The 19,149-nt window shown below is 69.3% G+C and carries 21 protein-coding genes; 16 read left to right on the top strand and 5 right to left on the bottom strand.

The genetic code is table 11. From position 1 onward, the window contains the following. Window positions 1-48 precede the first annotated feature (48 nt). From ACFO0C_RS21580 to ACFO0C_RS21525, 12 genes are all read left to right on the top strand, one after another. Window positions 49-1,614 carry an MFS transporter gene (locus ACFO0C_RS21580; RefSeq protein ID WP_378068445.1) on the top strand — a complete coding sequence of 522 codons (1,566 nt, stop codon included), beginning with the start codon at window positions 49-51 and terminating at the stop codon, window positions 1,612-1,614. Between the two features lie 9 nt (window positions 1,615-1,623). Further along, on the top strand, window positions 1,624-2,277 hold the full coding sequence (locus ACFO0C_RS21575) for an alpha-ketoglutarate-dependent dioxygenase AlkB (protein ID WP_378068444.1): 654 nt from the start codon (window positions 1,624-1,626) through the stop codon (window positions 2,275-2,277). A gap of 127 nt (window positions 2,278-2,404) precedes the next feature. After that, window positions 2,405-3,112, top strand: coding sequence for an ABC transporter ATP-binding protein (locus ACFO0C_RS21570; RefSeq protein WP_378068443.1), 708 nt, complete (start codon window positions 2,405-2,407; stop codon window positions 3,110-3,112). Between the two features lie 225 nt (window positions 3,113-3,337). Further along, complete coding sequence (locus ACFO0C_RS21565; protein WP_378068442.1) at window positions 3,338-4,057, top strand: ABC transporter ATP-binding protein; 720 nt, start codon at window positions 3,338-3,340, stop codon at window positions 4,055-4,057. 1 nt (window position 4,058) lies between these two features. Further along, the gene (locus ACFO0C_RS21560) at window positions 4,059-4,937 is read left to right on the top strand and encodes a branched-chain amino acid ABC transporter permease (RefSeq protein WP_378068441.1); all 879 of its coding nucleotides are present in this window, start codon (window positions 4,059-4,061) and stop codon (window positions 4,935-4,937) included. After that, window positions 4,934-5,959, top strand: coding sequence for a branched-chain amino acid ABC transporter permease (locus ACFO0C_RS21555; protein WP_378068440.1), 1,026 nt, complete (start codon window positions 4,934-4,936; stop codon window positions 5,957-5,959). Before ACFO0C_RS21560 ends, ACFO0C_RS21555 begins: the two co-directional genes overlap by 4 nt. Next, the gene (locus ACFO0C_RS21550; RefSeq protein ID WP_378068439.1) at window positions 5,956-7,224 is read left to right on the top strand and encodes an ABC transporter substrate-binding protein; all 1,269 of its coding nucleotides are present in this window, start codon (window positions 5,956-5,958) and stop codon (window positions 7,222-7,224) included. Before ACFO0C_RS21555 ends, ACFO0C_RS21550 begins: the two co-directional genes overlap by 4 nt. Window positions 7,225-7,268: 44 nt before the next feature. After that, the gene (locus tag ACFO0C_RS21545) at window positions 7,269-8,015 is read left to right on the top strand and encodes an SDR family oxidoreductase (protein ID WP_378068438.1); all 747 of its coding nucleotides are present in this window, start codon (window positions 7,269-7,271) and stop codon (window positions 8,013-8,015) included. Continuing rightward, window positions 8,012-8,788 carry an SDR family oxidoreductase gene (locus ACFO0C_RS21540; RefSeq protein ID WP_378068437.1) on the top strand — a complete coding sequence of 259 codons (777 nt, stop codon included), beginning with the start codon at window positions 8,012-8,014 and terminating at the stop codon, window positions 8,786-8,788. Before ACFO0C_RS21545 ends, ACFO0C_RS21540 begins: the two co-directional genes overlap by 4 nt. Beyond that, window positions 8,785-9,765, top strand: coding sequence for a phosphotransferase family protein (locus ACFO0C_RS21535; protein ID WP_378068436.1), 981 nt, complete (start codon window positions 8,785-8,787; stop codon window positions 9,763-9,765). Before ACFO0C_RS21540 ends, ACFO0C_RS21535 begins: the two co-directional genes overlap by 4 nt. Then, window positions 9,765-10,964: an acyl-CoA dehydrogenase family protein gene (locus tag ACFO0C_RS21530; RefSeq protein WP_378068435.1), complete on the top strand. Its 1,200-nt coding sequence runs from the start codon at window positions 9,765-9,767 to the stop codon at window positions 10,962-10,964. Before ACFO0C_RS21535 ends, ACFO0C_RS21530 begins: the two co-directional genes overlap by 1 nt. Then, complete coding sequence (locus ACFO0C_RS21525; protein ID WP_378068434.1) at window positions 10,961-11,554, top strand: TetR/AcrR family transcriptional regulator; 594 nt, start codon at window positions 10,961-10,963, stop codon at window positions 11,552-11,554. Before ACFO0C_RS21530 ends, ACFO0C_RS21525 begins: the two co-directional genes overlap by 4 nt. A gap of 61 nt (window positions 11,555-11,615) precedes the next feature. On the opposite strand, the gene ACFO0C_RS21520 is transcribed toward ACFO0C_RS21525, so the two are convergent. The 3 genes from ACFO0C_RS21520 to ACFO0C_RS21510 are packed head-to-tail and all read right to left on the bottom strand — an operon-like array spanning window position 11,616 to window position 14,739. Then, window positions 11,616-12,704, bottom strand: coding sequence for an alcohol dehydrogenase catalytic domain-containing protein (locus tag ACFO0C_RS21520; protein WP_378068433.1), 1,089 nt, complete (start codon window positions 12,702-12,704; stop codon window positions 11,616-11,618). Then, complete coding sequence (locus tag ACFO0C_RS21515; protein WP_378068432.1) at window positions 12,701-14,113, bottom strand: aldehyde dehydrogenase family protein; 1,413 nt, start codon at window positions 14,111-14,113, stop codon at window positions 12,701-12,703. Before ACFO0C_RS21515 ends, ACFO0C_RS21520 begins: the two co-directional genes overlap by 4 nt. Beyond that, window positions 14,110-14,739 (bottom strand): TetR/AcrR family transcriptional regulator, encoded by a 630-nt coding sequence (locus ACFO0C_RS21510; protein WP_378068431.1) that lies wholly within the window; start codon window positions 14,737-14,739, stop codon window positions 14,110-14,112. Before ACFO0C_RS21510 ends, ACFO0C_RS21515 begins: the two co-directional genes overlap by 4 nt. A 101-nt stretch (window positions 14,740-14,840) precedes the next feature. Between ACFO0C_RS21510 and ACFO0C_RS21505 the strand changes: the two genes are divergently transcribed. Beyond that, window positions 14,841-16,376 carry a long-chain-fatty-acid--CoA ligase gene (locus ACFO0C_RS21505; RefSeq protein WP_378068430.1) on the top strand — a complete coding sequence of 512 codons (1,536 nt, stop codon included), beginning with the start codon at window positions 14,841-14,843 and terminating at the stop codon, window positions 16,374-16,376. Window positions 16,377-16,379: 3 nt separating this feature from the next. Here the strand turns inward: ACFO0C_RS21505 and ACFO0C_RS21500 are convergent, their stop codons facing one another. Continuing rightward, window positions 16,380-16,805: a (deoxy)nucleoside triphosphate pyrophosphohydrolase gene (locus ACFO0C_RS21500; protein ID WP_378068429.1), complete on the bottom strand. Its 426-nt coding sequence runs from the start codon at window positions 16,803-16,805 to the stop codon at window positions 16,380-16,382. A gap of 184 nt (window positions 16,806-16,989) precedes the next feature. On the opposite strand from ACFO0C_RS21500, the gene ACFO0C_RS21495 reads away from it, so the two are divergent. Then, the gene (locus tag ACFO0C_RS21495) at window positions 16,990-17,301 is read left to right on the top strand and encodes a 4a-hydroxytetrahydrobiopterin dehydratase (RefSeq protein WP_378068428.1); all 312 of its coding nucleotides are present in this window, start codon (window positions 16,990-16,992) and stop codon (window positions 17,299-17,301) included. Window positions 17,302-17,325: 24 nt separating this feature from the next. Further along, on the top strand, window positions 17,326-17,688 hold the full coding sequence (locus tag ACFO0C_RS21490; protein ID WP_378068427.1) for a PH domain-containing protein: 363 nt from the start codon (window positions 17,326-17,328) through the stop codon (window positions 17,686-17,688). Between the two features lie 9 nt (window positions 17,689-17,697). Here the strand turns inward: ACFO0C_RS21490 and ACFO0C_RS21485 are convergent, their stop codons facing one another. Next, the gene (locus ACFO0C_RS21485) at window positions 17,698-18,594 is read right to left on the bottom strand and encodes a hypothetical protein (protein WP_378068426.1); all 897 of its coding nucleotides are present in this window, start codon (window positions 18,592-18,594) and stop codon (window positions 17,698-17,700) included. Between the two features lie 260 nt (window positions 18,595-18,854). On the opposite strand from ACFO0C_RS21485, the gene ACFO0C_RS21480 reads away from it, so the two are divergent. Beyond that, window positions 18,855-19,034, top strand: a complete 180-nt coding sequence (locus ACFO0C_RS21480; RefSeq protein WP_378068425.1) for a hypothetical protein — start codon at window positions 18,855-18,857, stop codon at window positions 19,032-19,034. The last annotated feature ends 115 nt before the right edge of the window (window positions 19,035-19,149 follow it).

The raw sequence follows: 19,149 nt of genomic DNA, 5'->3' as shown, positions 1-19,149 counted from the left end.
GGTACAGTGTTCGAGCTGTCCCGAACGCTGTACGAGAGAGGAGTTTCGATGGCCGATCGTCATCCACGTCGCTGGCTGATCCTGGGCGTTCTCTGCCTCAGCCTGCTCGTGGTCGTCGTCGACAACATGGTGCTCAACATCGCGATCCCGTCGCTGATCCGCGACCTGGGCGCGAGCACCGCCGACATTCAGTGGATCATCGACGCGTACATCCTGGTCTTCGCCGGCGTGCTGCTGACCGCCGGCAGCCTCTCCGACCGCCACGGCCGCCGCCTGGGCCTGGTCGTCGGCCTGGTCGTCTTCGGTGGCGCCTCGGCACTGGCCACCCTGTGCCAGACCCCCGGCCAGCTGATCGCGGTCCGTGGCCTGATGGGCCTCGGTGCCGCCTTCCTGATGCCGGGCACGCTCGCCATCCTCACCACGGTCTTCGGCGAGGACGAGCGCAAGAAGGCGATCGCCATCTGGAGTTCGGTGCTCATGCTCGGCGCGCTCGGCGGCCCGACGCTCGGCGGCCTGCTGCTGGAGCATTTCTGGTGGGGCTCGGTCTTCCTGCTCAACATCCCGATCGCGGTCCTGGGCATCGTGGCCGCGCTGGCGATCATCCCGGAGTCGAAGGGCCCGGCCACCCGCCCGGACACGGTCGGCGCTCTGCTCTCCACGATCGGCATGACCGCCCTGGTCTGGGGCGTGATCTCGGCGCCCGGGCACGGCTGGGAGTCGGCTCGCACGACCGGCGGTTTCGTCGTCGCGCTGATCGCCCTCGTCACTTTCGTGCTCTGGGAACGCCGCGTCGACGAGCCCATGCTGCCGTTGTCACTCTTCCGCGACCGCAATTTCCGGGGCGCCAGCCTCTCCCTGGTCCTGCTCTCGTTCTCGGCCGGCGGTGTCATGCTGGCTATCACGCAGTACCTCCAGTTCGTCCTCGGATACGAGCCGATCAGAGCGGGCGCCGCGTTCATCCCGATGATCGTGACGACGATGGCCTTCAACGGCGTCGGCGTGCTGGTCGACAAACGGTTCGGGGCGCGGGTGGCCCTGTCGGCCGGGTTGCTCCTGGTGGCGGGTGGTTTCGCGGTGCTGGCATCACTGGACCCGGCGGACGGCTACCTCAAGCTGGCGGCCGCCCTGGTGATCATCGGCATGGGCAGCGGCGTCGCGTCACCGGCCGCGGTGGGGACGTTGCTCGGCGCGCTGCCCCCGGAGCGGGCCGGTGTCGGGTCGGCGGTCAACGACACGGTGCAGCAGGTCGGGACGGCGCTCAGCGTCGCGATCCTGGGCAGCGTCCTGACCACGGCCTATCGTGCGGCAATGCCGTCCGGAACGGCCGGCCCGGCACGGGACTCGCTCGGTGACGCACTCGGTGTCGCGGCCACGACGGGGGACGCGGGACTGGCTGATGCGGCACGGGCGGCCTTCGTCGACGCCATCGCGGTCACCTCTCTGATCGGTGTGGTCGGCGGGGTCGCGGCGGCGGTGCTGGCCGCCGCGGTTCTGCGCCCGAAGCCTGCCACGATTCCGGCGGGTGCCGATCCGTTGTCCACAGAAGCGGAAACAGGGACTCCGTTGTCCACAGGGACACCCAGGGGACCAGCCGGAATCGAACGCACGTACTAACATGGCGGCATGACCAGCGCCTACCAGCCTTCCCTGCTCGATCTGACGTCCGGGCCCGGCCTGATGTCCGGGCCGGTCGAGGCGGTCGCGTCACTGACCGGCCGCCTCACCCGGCATCAGCTCACCGCCGGCGCGTGGGCCGACGTGCTGCCCGGCTGGCTGCACGGGTCGGACACGGTCTTCGAGGCACTGCTCGGCATCGACTGGCGGGCCGAGCGCCGCCGGATGTATGACGACGTCGTCGACGTCCCCCGGCTCCTGCGGTGGTTCGGCCCGCGGGAGCCCCTGCCACATCCCGCGCTGACCGCGGCCAGGGCCGAGCTCAACCGGCACTACGCCGACGAACTGGGCGAGGAGTTCGTGACCGCGGGCATGTGCCTCTATCGCGACGGCCGCGACAGCGTGGCCTGGCACGGTGACACCATCGGGCGGTCTGCGACCGAGGACACGATGGTCGCCATCGTCTCGTTCGGATCACCACGCAACCTGCTGCTGCGCCCGCGCGCCGGCGGCCACGAGACGCTGCGTTTCCCCCTCGGCCACGGCGATCTGATCGTGATGGGTGGCTCCTGTCAGCGCACCTGGGAGCATGCCGTGCCGAAGACGGCGAAGCCGGTCGGACCACGTGTCAGCGTGCAGTTCCGACCAGCCGGAGTGGCCTGATCAGAGGTCTTGAGTAACGCGGACATTGCAAGTGGTTGACGAGTCCGCCGAGAAAGTTACACTCCAAGTGTAAATAGTTGATGCTCCATCTCCCTTACAGGACTTCCACCGGTCCGGCGAGGCGGTCATGTCAACATATCCCCAGTTCAAGGAGCTTGCGCTCCACGACATCACGGTCCGCTTCGGCGGCCTGACCGCCCTCGAGAAGGTGTCCTTGCGCGTGGCGCCGGGCCAGATCGTCGGCGTCATCGGGCCCAATGGGGCGGGCAAGACCACCCTTTTCAACGTCATCAGCGGTTTCGTTCAGCCCACCTCCGGGTCGCTGACGCTGGACGGGCACCCCTGGCGGCCCCGCCCACACCACCTGAGCCGCCTGGGCATCGCCCGGACACTGCAGGGGGTCGGCCAGTTCGCCGGCATGACCGTGCTGGAGAACGTGATGGTCGGCGCCCGCCATCGGCACGCGGAGCCTGAGGCGCTCGCCGCCCTGGAGCGGTGCGGCGTCGCGCGCTATGCCGATGCCTATCCGGGGGCACTGCCCTATGCGATCCGCAAACGCATCGAGCTGGCCCGCGCCCTGGTGGCGAAGCCACGGGTGCTGATGCTCGACGAGCCGGCCGGTGGCCTGGATGCCGACGAGATCGCCTGGCTCGGCGCACTGATCAAGGAGACCGGCACCACCGTGCTGCTGGTCGAGCACCATATGGACCTGGTGATGTCGGTCTGCGACGAGATCCTGGTCCTCGACTTCGGTAAGCCGATCGCGCTCGGTTCTCCGGCGGAGATCAGCGCGAATCCCAAGGTCACCGAGGCCTACCTCGGCGCGGCGGCCTGATCCAGTCCCGGCAGGGTCCGCAGCACCGGTTTCCCGGCACCACTCTCAGCACTGATCTCGGTAACACCCATATCGCCAGGGGCCGGACCGGCCTCTGACTTCGCATATCCGGAAAGCCGGTCACCTCCCGGCTCTCCGCGGCATACCCGAAAAATCTCCATGAGCGGCCCCGAAGGAAGGAGCGCCGATGATCACCCATACCCCGGAGTCGGCGGGAGAGAGCCGATGAGCGGCGCGTTGTTGCAGGTCGAAGGGCTCACCGCCGGCTACGGCGCGGCACCCGTCCTGCACGATGTGGACCTCACCGTCCGGCCGGGTGAGATCGTCGCCGTGCTCGGGGCGAACGGAGCGGGCAAGACGACCCTCCTGCGTACCCTGTCCGGCCTGGTCCGCTGCGGCCAGGGCCGGGTCCTGCTGGACGGCGACGACCTGGCCGGCACCAGAGTGGAGCATCTCGTGCGGCGCGGCATCGCGCACGTCCCGGAGGGCCGGGGCGTGGTCACCGAGCTCACCGTCGACGAGAACCTGCGGCTCGGTGGCCTGTGGCGGCGTGACCGGGCGGACGCGAAGGCCGCACTCGACGAGGTCTACGACCTGTTCCCGTCGCTGGCGCAGCGCCGGACCTTCGCCGGCCATCAACTGTCCGGCGGGGAGCGGCAGATGCTCGCGCTGGGCCGGGCGCTGATCGGGCGGCCACGGCTGCTGCTGCTGGACGAGCCGTCCCTGGGCCTCGCCCCGAAAGTGACCCGCCACATCATGACCCTGCTACGTGACCTGCGGGAACGCACCGGGCTGGCGGTTCTGCTGGTCGAGCAGAACGTGCGTAGCGCACTCTCCATCGCCGACGAGGGCGTGGTGCTGTCGCTGGGCCGGGTGGTGGTGCGCAACAAGGCGTCGGCGCTCCGTGACGACGCCGACCTCCGTCACGCGTATCTGGGGTTCTGACATGAGCGAGTTCGTTTATCTCACGTTCGACGGGCTCAGCCGCGGACTGGTCTACGCCGCGTTCGCGCTGGCCCTGGTGCTGATCTGGCGGGCCGCCCGGATCGTCAACTTCGCGCAGGGCGCGATGGCGGTGTCCACGGTCTACGTGGCGTACTCGGTCACGAACGCCACCGGGTCGTACTGGCTCGGGTTCGCGGCGGCACTTCTCGCCGGGCTGGCGCTGGGCGTCACCGTCGAGCGGGTGGTGATGCGGTTCGTGGACCACTCGTCACCACTCAACGGGGTGGTGGTCGCGCTCGGGCTGGTCCTGATCATCCAGGGCACGCTGGGCATCGTCTACGGCAACGAGTTCCTGCCGTTCGCGACGCCGTTCAGCCGGGACGCGTTCGAGGTCGGCGGGGTGGCGATGCTGTCCCGGTACGACCTGTTCGTCTTCGGCGCGGTGGGCACCGTAGTCGTCGCACTCACGCTGCTCTTCACGCGTACGGCCGTCGGGCTCCGGATGCGCGCGGCGGCCTTCGCCCCGGACGTGTCGAGGCTGCTCGGCGTCTCGGTGGGCGGCATGTTGACCCTCGGCTGGGCACTGGCGGCGGCTGTCGGTTCGCTCGCCGCGATCCTGGTCGTCCCCACCGAGCTGGGCGTACACCCGACGGCGATGGACGTGGTGTTCGTGTCCGCGTTCGCGGCCGCAGTCGTGGGTGGACTGGACAGCCCGATCGGCGCCGTCGTGGGTGGGCTGATCGTCGGTGTCCTCCTGTCGTACGTCAGCGGATACATCGACGTCACGGTCGCGCCGATGGCGGTTCTCGCCCTGCTCGTCGTGGTTCTGCTCGGTAAGCCGGGCGGACTGTTCTCCAGCTCGAAGGCGAGGGTGGCATGACCGCGATCGAGGCCCGGCCGGAGGCGACGACGACGGCACGCCCCGGAGCGAGGCGCCGCCGGCGGGTGCATCCGGTGTTCGTGATCGCGGCCGGCGCCGTCCTGGTGGTCGCGCTGACCTACGTGCTGCCACCGTTCCGGAACTATCAGCTGGCCACGGTCGGTGCCTACTTCTGCGTGACCGCGGGCCTGACCGTCCTTACCGGACTCAACGGACAGCTGTCGCTGGGGCACGGCGCGCTGATGGCGACCGGCGCCTACACGCTGGCGCTGGCACAGAACAGGTGGGAGAACCTGCCGGTCAGCTTCGCACTCGCGGTGCTGGTCACCACGGCGGTGGGGGCGGTGATCGGGCTGGCCGCGGCCCGGCTGCGCGGTCCCTACCTGGCCGGCCTGACACTCGCCGTCGCGATCGTGGTCCCGTCGGTGACGAGCACGTTCGACGAGACGTTCAACAGCGATCAGGGCCTCTCGGTGTACCTGAACCCGCCACCGGAGCAGTACCCGATGGAGCAGTGGCAGGCCTGGCTGTGCTGGGCGGCGGCGCTGGTCGTGGTGCTGCTGCTGGCGCTGCTGGTGCGTGGCCGGTTCGGGCGGGACCTGCGTGCGGTGCGGGACGACGAGACCGCCGCCAAGCTGGCCGGGATCAACATCGCGCGTACCCAGGTGCTGGCTTTCGTCGTGAGTGCGGCCTGCGCCGGCGTCGCCGGCGCCCTGTTCGCCTACCTCGCGCAGAGCGTGTCGCCGGGCGCCTTTCCCTTGACGCTCTCCCTCTTCCTGCTGATGGCGATCGTGATCGGCGGGCTGGGGAGCCTCTTCGGTGCGCTGTGGGGCGCGTTGCTGCTGGTGGTGCTGCCCACGCTGGCCCAATCCGTCGGTGAGCAGACCGGTTCGCAGCGGCTGGAGGGCAACCTCGCGCTGATCGTCTTCGGTGTCGTGCTCGTCGTCGTCATGCTCGCCGCCCCCGGCGGCCTCGCGTCAATCCCATCCCGAATTTCACGCCTGATCAGGAGGAACCGATGAAACGCATTGCGACGGCGGCCCTGTCCGTCGTGCTGCTGGCGACCGCCGGCTGCACGAACGACGGCGGGGGCGGCAACAACTCGGGCAGCGCGAACGTGCCAGGGGTGACCGACACGGAGATCGTGGTCGGCACGCACATGCCGCTGACCGGTCCGGCCGCGGGCGGCTACTCGAAGATCGCGCCGGCCACCAAGGCGTACTTCGACTACGTCAACGCGAACGGCGGTGTGCACGGCCGCAAGATCACCTACAAGATCAAGGACGACGGTTACAACCCGGCGAACACCCAGACCGTGGTGCGCGAGCTGGTGCTGCAGGACAAGGTCTTCGCGGTCCTCAACGGTCTCGGCACTCCCACGCACACCGGCGTGCTCGACTTCCTCAAGACCAACCGGGTGCCCGACCTCTTCGTGGCCAGTGGCAGCCGCAGCTGGAACCAGGCCGACAAGTATCCGGGGACGTTCGGCTTCAACCCGGACTACACGGTCGAGGGCAAGATTCTCGGCACGTACATCAAGGAGAACCTGGCCGGGAAGAAGACCTGCTTCCTCGGTCAGGACGACGACTTCGGCCGGGACAGCCTGGCCGGCGTGGAGAAGGTCCTCGGTGCGGTCGCGGCCAAGGAGAGCTACGTGACCAGCAATCCGAACGTCGGGCCGCAGATGGGTGCGCTCAAGGCCGCCGGCTGCGAGGTCGTGGTACTCGCGACTGTGCCCGGTTTCACTGCCCTGTCGATCGGAACCGCTGCGAAGATTGCGTTCAAACCGCAGTTCGTGGTCAGTAACGTCGGCGCCGACCCGACCACCGTCGGCAAGGCGCTCGGGGCCGGGGCTCCGCTGCTCGAAGGCGTGGTGGCGACCAACTACCTGCCGCTGAACACCGACGACGCGAACCCGTGGATCCAGCTGTTCAAGAAGGTCAACGCGGAGCACAACGGCAACGCCGAGTTCGACAACAACATCGTGTACGGCATGTCGGTCGGATATCTGTTCGTGCAGGCGCTCCAGGCCGCCGGCAAGGACGTGACCCGCGACAAGCTGCTCGAAGCCGTCACGAAGAACGGTTTCCAGGGCCCCGGCCTGGTTCCGCTGCGGTTCTCGGCCACGGACCACTCGGGGTACGGCGGAGCTCAGCTCACCAAGGTCGAGGGAGGTAAGGCGGTGTTCTTCGGTACGCCGTACACCACCGACGACGCGGAGGGGCCGGTCACGGCGTACCAGGGACAGGCCGTGACTCCGCCGCAGAGTGGCGTGCCCACCGCGTAATATCTGCACAAAGACTGCAAAAACACGACTCAGGAGGTTGAGCGATGGCCGACCAGGTAGCAATCGTGACCGGAGCAAGCCGGGGAATCGGGTTCGCCATCGCGCAACGCCTCATCACCCAGGGGGCGCGAGTCGCCGTCACCGGCCGTGACGCCGATGCTCTCGAGGCCGCCGTGAAGGAGCTCGGCGGCCCCGAGGTGGCGATCGGCGTGGCCGGCAAGGGTGACGACCCGGCGCACCGGACCGCCGTGATCGACGCCGTGGCGGAGAAGTTCGGTCCGGTCACCACGTTGATCAACAACATCGGGATCAACCCGGCGTACGGGCCGCTGGCCACCCTCGACCTCAACGCGGCCCGCAAGATGGCCGAGGTCAACCTGATCGGCACGCTGGGCTGGATCCAGGAGGCGCTGCGGGGCGGCCTGGCCGACAGCGGCGGCTCGGTCGTCAACATCTCCTCGGTCTCCGGGGTGCGCCCCGCACCCGGGATCGCCTTCTACGGCACCACCAAAGCCGCCCTCATCCACCTCACCGAGGAGCTCGCGGTCGAACTGGCCCCGAAGATCCGGGTCAACGCGGTCGCGCCCGCGGTCGTGAAGACGCGGTTCGCCTCCGCCCTCTACGAGGGGCGGGAGGCGGAGGTGGCGGCCACGTATCCGCTCCAACGGCTCGGTAACACCGATGACGTGGCCGGCACCGTGGCGTTCCTCTGCTCGCCGGACGCCTCCTGGATCACCGGGCAGACCATCGTGATCGACGGTGGCCTCACCCTCACCGGGGCCGTCCAGTGAGCCCCAAACGCGTGGTGGTCACCGGCGCCGGTGGCGGGATCGGGGCGGCGCTGGCCCGCCGGTTCGCCGCCGACGGCGCCGAGGTGGTGGTCAACGACCTGAACGCGGAGGCGGCCCGGGTGGTCGCCGGCGAGATCGGCGGGATCGCGGTTCCGGGCGACGCCGCCCGCGAGGAGGACGTACGGCACCTGATCGACACGGCCTGGAGTGAGCTGGGCGGGATCGACCTGTTCTGCTCGAACGCCGGGGTGCTGTCGGCCGGGGACGAGACGACACCCGACGCCCAGTGGCAGCGTGACTTCGGGGTCAACGTGATGTCGCATGTCTACGTGAGCCGGGCCCTGCTGCCGCGCTGGCTGGACAGCGGGGAACCGAAACGGCTGCTGATCACGGTGAGCGCGGCCGGTCTGCTGACCCTGCTGGGGAGCGCCACCTACTCGGTGACGAAGCACGCGGCGCTGGCCTACGCGGAGTGGTTGCGTGCCACGTATGCCCATCGGGGTCTGATCGTGCAGGCACTCTGCCCGCAGGGTGTCCGCACCGACATGCTGACCCGCGGCAACGATCGCGGCAGTGGCGCGGCGTCGCTGCTAGCCGAGGGCGCGCTGGCGCCGGAGGCGGTGGCCGACCTGGTCGCCGGCTCGCTGGAGGACGGCGGGTTCCTGATCCTCCCGCATCCTGAGGTCGAGGGCTACTACCGCTTGCGCGCGAGCGATCCGGACCGTTGGCTGGGGGGCATGAACAAACTCCAGCGCGGATTCGAGTCGAAGTGAAGGGCCTTGACCTGGAGAAACTCCAGGCCTATCTGGGCAGCCCGCCGCTTTCCGGGACGATGTTCGCGGGCGGTAAATCGAACCTGACCTATGCGCTCACCGACGGCACCCACCGCTGGGTCCTGCGCCGGCCGCCGCTGGGGCACGTGCTGCCGACCGCGCACGACATGGTGCGCGAGCACAAGGTCCTCGACGCGCTCTCCCAGGCCGGGTTCCCGGTGCCGAGACCGGTGCGGCTCTGCACCGACACCGAGGTCATCGGGGCGCCGTTCTACCTGATGGAGCACGTCGACGGGACGATCTACCGGGACGCCGCGCTGATCGAGAAGATCGACTTCCGGGCGCTGACGTTCACCCTGGTCGACACCCTCGCCGACCTGCACTCACTGGACCCGGCGGCGATCGGGCTCGGTGACTTCGGCAAGCCGGAGGGCTTCAACGCCCGGCAGGTCCGCCGGTGGAAACAGCAGCTCGACGCGTCCCGCAGCCGGGAGTTGTCCGGCATCGACGAGCTGCACGCCCGGCTGGCCACCGACATCCCGGCCGGCGGCCCCGGCGCTGTCGTGCACGGCGACTTCCGGCTGGACAACGTGCTGGTCAGTGACGAGCTGACGGTCAACGCGGTGCTGGACTGGGAGATGTCCACACTGGGCGACCCGCTCAGTGACCTGGCCCTGATGCAGATCTACGCCGGCCGGCCGCTGCTGGAGCGTGACGGGAGGCCGTTCGCGCCGATCGACATCCCCGGGCACCCCACGCTCGACGAGATCGCCGCCCGCTACGCCGAGCGCAGCAAGCGCGACGTCAGCGACCTGCACTGGTACGTCGGTTTCGCCGCGTTCAAGCTCGCCGTCATCCTCGAGGGCGTGCACTTCCGTTACACCAAGGGTCAGACGGTCGGTCCTGGTTTCGACACCGTGGGGGCCATGGTTCCCGCCCTGGTCGAGCAGGGCCACCGAGCGCTGGAAGGACACTGATGGACTTCGAGTACGACGCGAAGACCGAGGACTACCGCAAGCGGCTGCTCGCCTTCATGGACGAGCACGTCTATCCCGCGGAGGCCACGTTCCACAGCGACGGCTGGGAACCGCCGGCGGCGCTGGAAGGGCTGAAGGCCGCTGCCAAGGAGGCCGGCCTGTGGAATCTCTTCCTCCCCGGCGACCACGGCGCCGGCCTCACCAACCTGCAGTACGCGCCGCTCGCCGAGATCACCGGCCGCAGCCCGGCGGTCGCCCCGCCCGCGCTGAACTGTGCCGCTCCGGACACCGGCAACATGGAGGTCCTGGCCGACTTCGGGACCGACGAGCAGAAACAGCGGTGGCTCGAGCCGCTGCTGGCCGGTGAGATCCGGTCCGCCTTCGCGATGACCGAGCCCCAGGTGGCCTCCTCCGACGCCACCAACATCGGCACCCGGATCGACCGCGACGGCGACGACTACGTCGTGAACGGGCACAAGTTCTACATCACCGGCGCGATGAACCCGAACTGCAAGATCTTCATCGTGATGGGCAAGACTGACGTCAACGCGCCCCGGCACCTGCAGCAGAGCCAGATCCTGGTGCCGCGGGACACCCCGGGCGTGACGGTCAAGCGGGGCATGACGGTGCTCGGCTACACCGACGGTGACCACGGTGGCCACGCCGAGGTCATCTTCGAGGACGTACGGGTCCCGGCCACCAACCTGATCGGCGAGGAGGGCGGCGGTTTCGCGATCTCCCAGGCGCGTCTCGGGCCCGGCCGGATCCACCACTGCATGCGGTTGATCGGCATGGCCGAGCGCGCGCTGGAGTTGATGTGCACGCGGGCGCTGGTCCGGACGCCGTTCGGCAAGCCGCTGGCCGAGCAGGGCGTCATCCAGGACTGGATCGCCGAGTCCCGGGTCCGGATCGAGCAGGCCCGCCTCCTGGTCCTCAAGGCCGCCTGGCTGATGGACACGGTCGGCAACAAGGGCGCGCACACCGAGATCCAGTCCATCAAGATCGTGGTGCCGTCCACCGTGGAGTGGATCGTCGACAAGGCCATCCAGACGCACGGCGCGGCCGGGCTCGGGCAGGACTTCCCGCTCGCCGGGCTGTTCGCCAGCGCCCGTATGCTGCGACTCGCCGACGGGCCCGACGAGGTGCACAAGCGGTCCCTGGCCCATCGTGAGCTCAAGCGTTACCGGAGTAATTCGTGACCAACCCACCCACGCGCGTCGACGGTCGCACCGCGCGGTCCGAACGGACCCGCAACGCGATCATCGACGCGCACCTCCAGCTGATCGGCGAGGGGGACATGCGTCCCACCGCCGATCGGGTGGCCAAGCTGGCCGGGGTGTCACTGCGCGCCCTGTGGAGCCACTTCGCCGACATGGAAGCGCTGATGGCGGCCAGCGGCCAGCGGGTCCTGGAGCAGCGCGACGCGTCGTACCGGCCGATCCCGGCGGATCTGCCGCTGGCCGAGCGGATCGAGGCGTTCTGCCATCAGCGGGCCCGTCTGCTGGAGGAGATCGGGCCCGCGGCGCGGGCCTCGGCGCTGAAGGAGCCGTTCTCGTCCGGTTTGCAGCGTTACCGCAAACTGCACACCTCGCGGGTACGGGAGGAGCTCACCACCACCTTCCCGACCGAGATCGGCAGTGACGAGGAGCTGCTCAACGCGCTGACCGCGGCCAGCCTGTGGCCGACCTGGGCCACGTGGCGTGACGCCATGGGACTGCCGGTGGAGAGCGCCCGCGCGGCACTCGCCCGCGTGGTCACGGCCCTGATCAGCCCGGCCGGAGCCCGCTAGACCGACGGTTCCCCGATCGGGCGGAACTGCCCGATCGGGGACCTGTCATGCCGAGAGCCCGTCAGAGGAGGGCCACCGAGCGGGCGCCCTCGCCTCGGGTCATGCGGTCGAAGGCGGCCGGCACCTCCGCCAGTGTGATGCGGTCGGTGATCAGGTGGCCCAGGTCGAGCTTGCCGTCGAGGACGTCCCGGGCCAGGGCCGGAACCTCCAGGTCGGTGTCGGCCTGCCCGTACACCGAGGCCCGCAGGATCCGCGCCGACGAGAAGATGTCCAGCGCACTGAGCTGCACCATGTCGTCAGCGGCGCCCATCCCGACCACGGTGACCTGCCCGCCCGACCGGGTGGCCCGCCACGCGGCCCGGATCGTCGAGGCCCGGCCCACACACTCGATGGCGTGGTCGGCGCCGAGCCGGCCGGTGCGGGCCCGGATGTCTTTGGAGAGGTTGTCCGACGAGACCACGAAGTCGGTGGCCCCGGCCGCCTCGGCCAGCCCTTTCTTGGCCTCGGTGACGTCCACCGCGATGACCTGTGCCGCGCCGGCGGCCCGGGCGGCGGTGACGACCGACAGGCCCACCCCGCCGAGGCCGATGACCACGACCGATTCGCCGGGCGCCACCCGGGCGGTGTTGCGGACCGCACCGGTCCCGGTGAGGACGGCGCAGCCGAGCAGGGCGGCGAGATCGAACCCGAGTTCCCGGGGGACCGGGATGACCGCGTTCTCCGGAACCACGACCTGTTCGGCGAACGCCCCCACACCGAGAGTCACGTGGACCGGGTCACCGTCCAGGGTGATGCCGTTGGACAGGGCCGCGACCCCGTGCGAGGTGCTGCACAGCCACGGTTCGCCGTGGTCGCAGAACCAGCAGTTACGGCAGGCCGGCTGCCAGTTCAGCACCACGTGGTCGCCGACGGACGTGCGGGTGACGTGCTCGCCGATCTCGACCACCTCGCCGGCCGCCTCGTGACCGAGGACCAGCGGGTGCGGCGGCCGGAGCGTGCCGTTCACCATGGACAGGTCGGAGTGGCAGACCCCGGCCGCGCGGACCTTGACCCGCACCTGGCCGGGCCCGATCTCGGGAAGCCGGAGCTCGGCGAGAGAAGCGGGCACGCCGGCGTCCCGGACGACCAGCCCGGTCATGTAAACGGTCATCGCTGGATCGCCTTCACCTGCTGGAACTCGGTCAGCCCGTAGGCGCCGAGCTCACGACCGATACCGGACTGCTTGTAGCCGCCGAACGGGGCGAACGGGTTGAACGAGCCGCCGTTGACGTCGACCGCGCCGGTGCGCAGCCGCCGGGCCACGGCCAGCGCCCGCTCGTCGGAGCCCCAGACCGCGCCGGCCAGGCCGTACTTCGAGTTGTTGGCGATCGCGACGGCCTCGTCGTCGTCACCGAACGGGATGATCGACAGCACCGGCCCGAAGATCTCCTCCTGGGCGATCTCGCTGTCCGGGTCGACGTCGGCGAACACGGTCGGCGCGACGAAGTGGCCCTGGCCGGGGACGGGAGCGTCGAGGCCACCGGCGACGAGCCGGGCGGTGGCGCGCTCGATGAAGCCGCGGACCCGGTCCCTCTGGGCGGCCGAGGCGAGCGGCCCGACGCGGGTGGCCGGGTCGAACGGGTCGCCGGCGGTGTACCCGGCGGCGGTCTTGGCGGCCAGTTCGACGGCCTCGTCGTAGTGGCCGCGGTGGACGAGCATGCGCGTCCACGCCGTACACGTCTGGCCGCTGTTGAGGAACGCGTTGCCGACGCCGACCTTGACCGCCTTGACCACGTCGGCGTCGTCGAGGATGACGTTGGCGGACTTGCCGCCGAGTTCGAGCGACACCTTGGCGATCCGGTCGGCGGCGGCGTGGCTGATCGCGGCGCCGGTCCGGGTGGAGCCGGTGAACGACACCATGTCGATGCCGGGGTGGCCGGCGATGGCCGAGCCGACGGCCGGTCCGGTGCCGGCGACCAGGTTGAACACGCCGGGCGGCAGGTCGGCCTCGGCGAACGCGTCGGCCAGCAGATAGGCGGTGAGCGGCGTCAGCTCGCTCGGTTTGAGGACCACCGTGCAGCCGGCCGCCAGTGCCGCGCCGACCTTCGCGACGACCTGGTGCAGCGGGTAGTTCCACGGGGTGATCGCGCCGACCACGCCGATCGGCTCGTGGACGACGAGCGAGTTGCCGATCGTCTCCTCCTGCGCCGGGTGGGTCGCGAGTTCCGCATACCCCGCCAGGACGGTGAGGGGCAGTCCGGCCTGAACCGCCTTGGCGATCTTGAGCGGGGTGCCCAGTTCGAGGCCGACGATCCGGGCGACCTCGTCGGCGCGGGCGGTCAGTGCCCGGTGCAGCCGGCTCAGTGCCGCACCGCGCTCGGCCGGCGTCAGGCCGAAGGCCCAGCCGTCGAAGGCTGCCCGGGCGGCGGAGACGGCGAGGTCGACGTCCTCGGCCGTGCCGGCCGGCACATGCCCGAACACCTCCTCGGTGTACGGGTTCTCGACTCCGATGCGCTCTGCGGAGGCGGCCGGCACGTAGGCGCCGCCGATCCAGTGCTCATCACGGAAGACCGACGTCATCGGCGTACCCCCTGGTCGTAACGGTCGGAAAGGCTGTTGATCAGCAGGTCGAGCCCGAGCTCGAACGCGCCCTCGTCGACGGCGTCGCGATGCGCGGCGAGTTCGTGGGCCCGGTGCAGGTGTGGAAAGCGGTCGTACAGCTCCGGGTCGGCCTCGAAGCCGAGGGCGAACGACCCGAGCGCGGAGCCGGTGATCAGGTATCGCATCAGCGCGCCGATGTGGGTGGCCCGGGCCCGGGACCAGCCGGCTTCGATCAGCGCGCCGTAGACGGCCTCGGCCATGGCCAGCCCGGCCGGTCGGCGACCGGGGCCGGTGGCCAGTACCGGGACGATGTTCGGGTGTGCGGCGAGCACGGCGTGGTACGACTTCGCCCACAGCCGTAGCGCCTCGCGCCAGTCGTTGCCCCGGAAGACGGAGATGTCGACCTGCGCGACGACGGCTTCGGCGACCGCGTCGACGATCTCCGCCTTGGTGGCGAAGTGGTTGTAGAGCGACGGCCCCTGCACACCCAGCTCGGTGGCGAGGCGCCGCATCGAGCACGAGTCGATCCCTTCCGCGTCGATGAGCGCGGCGGCCGCCTCGACGATGCGCTCCCGGGTGAGGAGGGCTTGCCGGGGGCGGGCCATAGGGGAACTCCTGAAGAAAGACGAAATCAACACTGGACGTGTAAAAACTTACGCCGCTAGTTTAAGCACAGCTGCGACGTACATCACTAAGGGAGATCAGCATGACGACGCTTTCCCTCGCCACCGTTCTGGCCGAGGCCGCACGCCGATACCCCGAGAAGGTAGCGATCGTCGATGAGGCCGGCGGCCGGATTCCCTATCGCGAACTGTGGGCGCAGACCCGGTCGTACGCAGCAGGTTTGACGGAATTGGGTATCGGCCGCGGCGACACGGTGGCCGTGATGATCCCGAACGTGGCCGACTTCCCCCGGGTCTACTACGCCGCGCTGTCGGTCGGCGCCCGGATCGTGCCGGTGTCGCTGCTGCTCAACGCCGAGGAGGTCGGTTACGTGCTGGCCGACAGCGGCGCGAAGCTGCTGGTCACGCACTCGGCGTTCCTCCAGGTCGGTGCGGCGGCGGCAGCCGCGACGGGCACCCCACTGGCCAACGTCGGCCCGCTGCCGGCCGACCTGCCGCAGTACCCACCGCGCCTGGACCAGATCTCGGCCGGGCTGGAGCCGATCCGGACCTATGCGACGGTCGAGGCGGAGGACGTCGCGGTGATCCTCTACACCAGCGGCACGACCGGCAAGCCGAAGGGCGCCCTGCTGACGCACCTCAACCTGGTGATGAACGCGGCTGTCAACGTCTTCGACGTGCACCCGCTGACCGGCGACGACGTGGTGATGGGCTGCCTGCCGCTGTTCCACACGTTCGGCCAGACGGTCGGGATGAACGCGACGTTCCGGCTCGGCGGGACGCTCGTGCTGCTGCCGCGGTTCACCGGCGAGGCCGCGATCGAGCTGATGATCCGGGAGAACGTCACGATCTTCCACGGCGTGCCGACCATGTACATCGGACTCCTGGAGGCGGCGGCCAAGGCCGACCGCCTGCCACAGCTGAAGCTGTGCGTCTCCGGCGGTGCGTCACTTCCGGTGGCGGTCCTGGAGAAGTTCGCGGCGGCTTTCGGTTCGACCATCTGGGAGGGGTACGGCCTGAGCGAGACCTCACCCACGGCGACCACCAACCAGCCCTCGTTCGGAGCGAAGCCCGGCACGGTCGGGCACCCGATCTGGGGTGTCGAGGTGGAGATCGCCCGCCCGGAGGTCCCGGAGCGCATCGAGTTCCTGCCCGACGGCGAGCTCGGGGAGATCGTGATCCGCGGGCACAACGTCTTCGCCGGTTACCTCAACCGGCCGGAGGCGACCGCCGAAGCCCTGGTCGACGGCTGGTTCCGGACCGGCGACCTCGGTGTCCGTGACGAGCAGGGCTTCATCAGCATCGTCGACCGGACCAAGGACCTGATCATCCGCGGCGGCTTCAACGTCTACCCGCGCGAGGTGGAGGAGGTCCTGGCCCGGCACCCGTCGATCCAGCAGGTCGCGGTGATCGGGGTGGCCGACGAGACGCTCGGCGAGGAGATCTGCGCCGTCGTGGTGCTCGAGGACCAGGGTCTGGCCGAGGACGAGCTGATCGAGTGGTCGAAGGAGCGGCTGGGCAAGCACAAGTACCCGCGTCAGGTGCGGTTCACCGAGTCGCTGCCGCTCGGCCCGAGCATGAAGGTGCTGAAGCGGGAGCTGCGCAAGCAGTACAGCTGATCCTCAAGAACGAAGCAGTGGTGGCAGCTCGGCGACGATCGGCACGTCGGCGGGCAGCCACGGGACACTGTCCAGCTGGTCCACGGTCAGCCAGCGCATGGAGCGGTGCTCCAGCGCCTCCGGGATGTCGCCGCCGAGCAGTTCGACGGCGTAGACCCGGAGCACGGCACGGCCGTGGGCCAGTGGCACGTCCGGGCCGACCCGGGCGCCGACCTCGACGCGCACGCCCAGTTCCTCGGCGCACTCACGGGCGAGCGCCTGCTGATCGGTCTCTCCCGGCTCGACCTTGCCACCGGGGAATTCCCAGCGCCCGGCCGCTTCCGGCGGTGAGCTGCGCTCGCAGGCGAGCACCCGCCCCGCGGTGATGATCACAGCCGCGACGATCACCCTGGGTGATGGCGCCGGCTTGACGTATTGTTCGGGCCGCATGCGATCCAAGATCTCACGAAACTTCATCGTTCAGGTTGCCCGGTGGTGCCCTGATCGTCACGCAAACACGGATATGTGGGCGTGGACACGGGTGGCCGGACGGACGAAACTGTGGGACACCGACCATGACGATCCGGCGACAGTTCGGCCACAAGCCGGCAACGAAGCCTAAGGGGGTGCGGGAGTGCGGGCGAGAAGACGCCGGGACACCGGCTCGGATTATCTCAGCGACGCCTTGGCTCTGCTGAGCGGCTGGACCCGTGACGGCGACCGGTTGCGCCGCGATCTGGCGTGTGACGACAGTCAGCACGCCGCCTTGACCGAACGTATCAAGGTGGCGGCGGACACTCTTCACATACGACCAACCATCCGGCGAATCAACGGTCACACACAGATCTGTCTGGGCTCCCAGGACGGTGCGACCATCACCGACGGTGAGGTCACGCTGGCGGCCCGGATCGAGGACTTCTATCGCACCGTGGTCGAGAGGCCATGATCCGGCCGGACTACGCTGCGCCGCATGACTGACGTGGTTTACGACGACAAGGGTCAGCTCGAGCAGATCCAGGACGGTCTTCTGGAGGGCGAGCAGATCATCGCGGTCTACGACGCGATCGGCGCCGGGACCGGCTTCATCGGCCTCACCAACCGGCGGATCATCATCCAGGACCAGTCCTATGTCGGGAAGCGGTTCGCGATCACCAGCATCCCCTACTCGCGGGTCAGCAGCGTCAGCGTGGTGAGCAACAAGAGCTGGGCCGGCCAGTTCTTCTCCTCCGGCACGATCGCCATCGCGGTCGGCACGGCCACGTACGAGATCGAGTTCCGTGGCTCGGACAAGGCCCACCACGTGCACAACCTGATCCTCAGCCAGGCGTCCTGACACTCCTTCTCAGCGCCCGCCGACCGCCTGCGTGAGATCCCATACGTACCGGCGGCCGGCGGGTTTCTCGTCCCGCCACACCACCTCCCAACGGCCGCGGGGATCGCGTTCGGGTTCGCTGAACCGCCCGTACCCCTGCCGCTCCTTGACGCTCGGTGGCTGATCGCTCTCCGGGAAGCTGAAGGTGACCTGGAGGGTGAACGCCGCCGAGCTGCCACTCGCGATCGGTAACCGGTCCTCCCAGACCAGCTGGTCCCAGCCGCGTTCACGCAGCGGGCCCCAGAGTCCGCGGGGACGGTACTCGACCTGCCACTCGGTGGGTGCGGTGATCGCCGGCTCGAAGATCAGCCAGACCCGCAACAGCCGGCTCTGCTCCAGCGGCAGCGCGGTGATGCTGCCCCCGGCCGGGCGCAGCGTCTTGAACGCGATCTCGTCGAGCCGGGTGAGCCGGTCCGTGCCGGTCGGCACGATCGGCCGCATGGTGCGGTTGGTGACCAACGGCTCCGGGGTGGTGATCCGCTTCTCCACGATCCGGTCGCTGTCGTCGTCGGTGCCGATCGTGACGAGCACTTCGAGGATCTCCGAGTAGAGCGGCTTCTCCCGGTCGCTGATCCGCTGGATGGCGTCGAGGTAGTGCTGGTGCCCGGCCTGTTGCAGGGTGAGCAGGCGGGTGGAGTCCTGCAGGTCGGCCTTCAGCTCACGGATCTTGACGACGAAGGCGACCTGCCACAGGCGGACCACGAAGTAGAGCAGGCAGGCGAGGAAGACCGCGGTGAGCGCCCACTGGGCGAGGCGGATCGGCAGCCCGGTGAGCTGTGCGATGCCCGACGCCAGGCCGATGAGCACGACCGAGACGTTCAGGGTGCCCCTGAACAGGGTGTGAGAGATCGTCGGAGTCTCCGGCATCGTCCCAATGATGACGAAACCATCGTTACCGACAAATCCTCATAAAGAGTGAATGGCATCGCTTGGGGACGGCTGATCGCCCGATATCCCCTGTCCGATCAGTGGAGCGGCCATGCCAGACCGGCCCACCCTCGACTGTTTTTTCGCGGTGCCCTCTTGCCCACGGTTTCCGGACCGCAGCATGCTACCGGGAGTTCCACCAGAATCGATCCTCAACCCCCCGGAGGCGATCCCCGGTGCTGACCCACCTGCGACGGCCGATGACCCGGAGATACCGGGCCGAGATGTTCGGGCACGACCTCGATGCCGTGTCGTTCCCGGGCGGAGGTGAGGGCGGGCAGCCCCACCGGCGTCTGCTGATCGGGCACAACGCCATCTTCGCCGTCGCGATGCTGCTGTCCGCGGTGCTGGTGGGTCTCGCCACGGTCGCCCTGCACTGACACCGGCACCGCGGCGAAACCACAGCACAGGCGTCAGCTGCCGCCTTCGCCGCCCTTGACGGTCCGGTCGGACATCAGGCTCTCCTAAGACTCACGAACGGTGGGACTCCGGAGG

The organism is Actinoplanes subglobosus, from assembly GCF_042650585.1.
Classification (GTDB): Bacteria; Actinomycetota; Actinomycetes; order Mycobacteriales; family Micromonosporaceae; genus Actinoplanes; species Actinoplanes subglobosus.
Note: the sequence above shows the minus strand (reverse complement) of the source record. Positions and strands in the feature narration are given on the sequence as shown.